The sequence below is a fragment of the Candidatus Schekmanbacteria bacterium genome (assembly GCA_003695725.1).
GTDB lineage: Bacteria > Schekmanbacteria > GWA2-38-11 > GWA2-38-11 > J061 > J061.
Genome location: RFHX01000326.1, coordinates 1 through 4,490, shown reverse-complemented (window position 1 = coordinate 4,490; position 4,490 = coordinate 1). Strand labels below are relative to the sequence as shown.

Here is a 4,490-nt window from a genome sequence, read left to right as displayed (position 1 = left end):
TTCATAGAGAGAATAAAGTGAAAATTGTGCCGCTGAAAAACTGTAATAAATTTCTTCATTGATTATTTTATTTTTCCAAAGGTAATCAAGATTATATTGAGATGAAGCAACAATTCTCAACTCAACCTCTTTCCCAATTTTTTCTGAAACCTCTTTATAACGAAGCTTATCAATAAGATAGCCTATTTCTTCATTTTCAAGAGGTGTAATCAAGTCAATATCATTGATAAAGAGTGTCCCACATACATTTTTTTCCTTTTGCTTCCTTATTTTTAAATATTCAAATATCCCTTCATTCCTTTCAAAACCGCAATCATACATCAAGAAATCAAGATCTTTCATTGCTGAATTATAATGAATCAACCGTGCAATATCTCCTTCTCGCATTCCCAATTCCTTTTTGAAAAAAAGGGGAAGTGTTGTCATAGTAAAGTTCAAAAATTGGGATTTTGAAGGAATTTTTATAAAGGGCATCATATTTACAAGAAACTCTTTATTGCCGGGACCAACATCATTTAAATTAGAAATCTTCTTTGAAATGGCTGACTCTTCGATTATTTCATCAATAATATTTGGTAAAGATAAAAGCGATTTTGCCTTTCTTGTAAGAAAATGGATATTTCTTAAAGGGACATAAGGAATATACTCTTTGCTCTTCTCTGGAAAAATAAAAATTACCGCTTTGCCTTTCAAAGAAAGGAAAATTTTTTTAAAATTTGGAATTGCAAGGGGAAGCTCTTTATCCGATCCAATTATGACTAAATCTTCATTTATATCAACAAGAAATTTTTCAAAATTGTCTTCTACTTTCTTAACAGTTAGATCATAATCATTTTTCAATATAATTCTTGCAGATTCCAAAAAAATCTCTGTATCATCTATTATCAATATCTTCTTTATCATTTATGTCCTATCACCTTTTCTTCTATCTAAAACAACAGGATTTACAGGAATATTTATGTAAAAACTACTCCCCTTTCCAACTTCACTTTCTGCGCTTATAGTGCCCATATGCTCATCAATGATTTGGTGGCATATTGAAAGGCCTAATCCCGAACCCTTTTCCTTCTTTGTGAAAAAAGGATTGAAAATATTTTCTAAATCCTGTTTTTCAATGCCAATTCCGGTATCTGAAATCTCAACCTGTACATATGTTTGATTATCTACATTTATATTTCGCGTTGCAATTTTTATTTTTCCATTTTCGGGTGTTGCATCAATAGCGTTTAATATTATGTTTAAAAAAACTTGTTTTATCTGCTCTTTATCTACATTGACACTTTTAAGATTAACATCATAGCGTTTTTCAACTTGAATGTTCTTTTTCTTTATCTGATTTTCGCATAAGAAAACTATATCCTCGAGAAGTTCACTCAAGTTTTCCTCAGCAAACTTAGGTTTTGATGGTTTTGAAAAATCAAGTAGAGCTGTTAGAAGTCTGCTTATCCTTTCAACTTCACCAGTTGTAATTTTCAAAAAATCGGTTCTAAACTCTTTGTCATTTATTCTTTCTGGAAGAAGCTGGAGAAATGTTTGTATCGACACTAAAGGATTTCTTATTTCATGAGCCATTCCTGCAGCAAGCTGCCCAAGAGATGCCAAACGGTCAGACCGTCTCATTCGATTCCTTGATTCCTTTAAACTCTCGTATAATTTTGCATTTTCCAAATAAACGGCAAATTGATTTGAAAGGGTTTGAAAGAGCTTCAATTCGTTTTCATTATATATTTCACCTGTCATCTTCTTGCCCATACATAAAGACCCAACAAGCTTTGACCTTGAAAGAATGGGAACACATACTTCTGCTTGAAGTTCATTCATTTTTTCAATCAAATAATCTTTTCTTGGAACATCAAAGCTGTCCATTATCTCTTCCTTAACAGCAACTCTGCTTCTCTTTTGCAGCCAATCGAAAAAATAATCATCCTTAGGATATACCCGTTCAGCGCTATTGCCATTCAATCCATATGAAGATTCAACTTTAAACTCATTTCTCTCTTCATTGAGTAAAACAATGCACGCATAATCGATATCGAGTTTTTTAACGAGAGTTTCAACCAGTGTCCGCAGAAGAGGTGCTTTTTCCAAAACATTCACCATCGCTTCACTCAAATTGTGAATTGTCTCTTCATGGTTCAACTGTTTTTTGAATAGAAGGTTTTCCAAAGTTTTCTCTGTGCCCACCTTGACTCTCGGGAAAATAAGCCCCACAAGGACAAAGAGAATAAGCGCTATTAAACTGAAAGTTAAATCAACAACACCGAATATTTTCTTTTGCATCCAGACAATAATTGCAAAGCAGGGAACAATTAGTATTAAAACTATGAAAGTATAAGCCAAGCTCTTTTTTATTACTATGCTGATATCAAGGAATTTATACTTTATGATTGCATAGCTTATAATCAGCACAAAAAGCGCTGTAAAAGGAGAAGCTATAGGCAAAACACTATCAGATACAAGAGGAAAAAAAGAAGTGAGGCCACTCAAATATCCAAAAACAGAAGCGATAAAAAGATATTTCAGCTGATTCTTTCTTATAGCCATTTCCGTAACAAGATATTCTGAAACAAGCTCATAAAGAATAAGCATTGCTACGGAAATGAATACGATGAAATGGATTATATATGCCTTTTCAGGCACTTCATAAAAACCTATGACTGCCCTTTTTTCAACACCGCTTATAAAGTACGGTGTAAAACTTAAAACAAGTTCAATGAAGCCTGCAATATAGACTGAAATAAGTACATATCTTCTTTTATGGACCTTGTTTATGAATGCCAGAATAAAATGAATACTAAAGACAGGAATAAAAATGGCGCCGGCATAGATTATCCTGCACCAATAAAGGGCTTGTGCTGAATTTTCTGCAATAGATATGCTAAATCGGCCAAATTGCCAAAGAGAAGTTGCAAGACATAGAAGAAGCCAAAGAAGATTGGCAATATTTTTTCTGTTTTTCCAATAAACAAAAAAACCAGAAGCTAAAGTAAAGAAAGTGCCTATAAGAAAGCCAAGGGAATAAACGCTCATCTTCTATATTTTTTTAAAAATACAAACTGCATTATAGCCGCCGAAACCAAAAGATATTTTCATCACATAATTCAGTTCCTTCTCTTCTCCTTCTGCTGAAACAAAATTAAGATCGCATTCGGGGTCGCGCTCTGTAAGGTTCAACATTGGATGCAGAAAATTATTCTCCATCATCATAAGGCATGCTGCAATCTCAAGAGCTCCGCACCCGCCCATTGCGTGTCCTGTATATGGTTTCGTTGCGCTCACAAAAATTTTGCTCGCAAGCTCTCCAAAGACATTTCTTATTGTTAGGGCTTCAGCCCGGTCATTATGGATTGTTCCGCTTGCGTGGGGATTTATATAGTCTATCTTTTCAGGATTCACTTTGGCATCTTTAAGAGCAATCCTTACTGCATTTTCTGCCTGTTTAGCATCAGGCAATGGAGTCATCACATGATATGCATCTGCAGTTGCTCCATAACCGAGAACTTCTGCATAAATCTTTGCCCCCCGCTTTTTGGCTCGCTCATATTCTTCAATAACAAAAAGAGAAGACCCCTCTCCAAAAACAAGACCATCTCTTTTTATATCAAATGTCTTATACGCCTTCTTTGGATCGCCGTCTGATGTCGTAAGGAGATTGACATTTGCAAAGGTACCTATTGCAAAAGGAGTTATAGGCGTCTCAGAGCCGCCTGCAATCATTATATCGCTTCTTCCTGTCTTAATCATTTCGGCTGCCTCGCCAACTGCTGAAGTCGAAGATGCACAGGCCGTTGTTATGGTACAGCAGGGGCCTGAAATGCCAAGATTAATCATAATTTGGCTTGAAGCAGAACTTGGTATAATCGAAGTTGCAAAAAAAGGGTTTATCCTGCGATATCCCTTCTCCAAAAAAATCGCATGCTGCCTTTCTCCTATTGCAAGGGCACCTACAGAAGTTCCTACAATTACTCCCATTCTATTTCTGTTTTCTTTGTCCAAATCAAGACCTGAATCAGCAACTGCCATCTTTGCAGCTGCAATTCCAAACTGTGCAAATCTGTCAAGGCGCTTTGCATGCTTTTCAGGAATAAAGTCAGTCGGATCGAAATCTGACGCTTCAGCGGCAAACTTGCAAGGGAAAGAAGAAGCATCAAAGCTTTTTATGTAGTCAACTCCTGAAATTCCGTTTTTTAGAGAATTCCAAAATTTCTCTTTTCCAATTCCTATTGCTGAAACAATACCCAAACCTGTAATTACTGCTCGTCTTCTCAAGAACAATTCCTCCCTTTATTTATTATTCAACGCAATTTCTGAAATATATATTTTATCACCTTAAATAGTTATCTCCAAATTTTTCCTTCATTTTTTTTTCTTCAAGGAGAACCCTTATCAAAAGAAATGGAAAATATGTCATAAAGGCAAGGGCAAGAGTATAAAAAGTATTGCCAATGAGAGGAAAACTCAATATCTCTAAGAAGACGGAAAAATAATAG

3 protein-coding genes are annotated in these 4,490 nt (G+C 35.2%); all 3 read right to left on the bottom strand.

Annotated elements, in window-relative coordinates; all coding sequences use genetic code 11:
- Nucleotides 1-903: hypothetical protein (locus D6734_12055; protein ID RMF92535.1), on the bottom strand; the 903-nt coding region annotated here is incomplete at its 3' end.
- Nucleotides 904-3,030, bottom strand: a complete 2,127-nt coding sequence (locus tag D6734_12050) for a GAF domain-containing protein (protein RMF92534.1) — start codon at nt 3,028-3,030, stop codon at nt 904-906.
- A gap of 3 nt (nt 3,031-3,033) precedes the next feature.
- Complete coding sequence (gene fabF, locus D6734_12045; GenBank protein ID RMF92533.1) at nt 3,034-4,275, bottom strand: beta-ketoacyl-[acyl-carrier-protein] synthase II; 1,242 nt, start codon at nt 4,273-4,275, stop codon at nt 3,034-3,036.
- Between the last annotated feature and the right edge of the window lie 215 nt (nt 4,276-4,490).

Coding starts and splice junctions, on each gene's coding strand:
- D6734_12050 (RMF92534.1), bottom strand. CDS start 3,030: ATGAGCGTTTATTCCCTTGGCTTTCTTATAGGCACTTTCTTTACTTTA.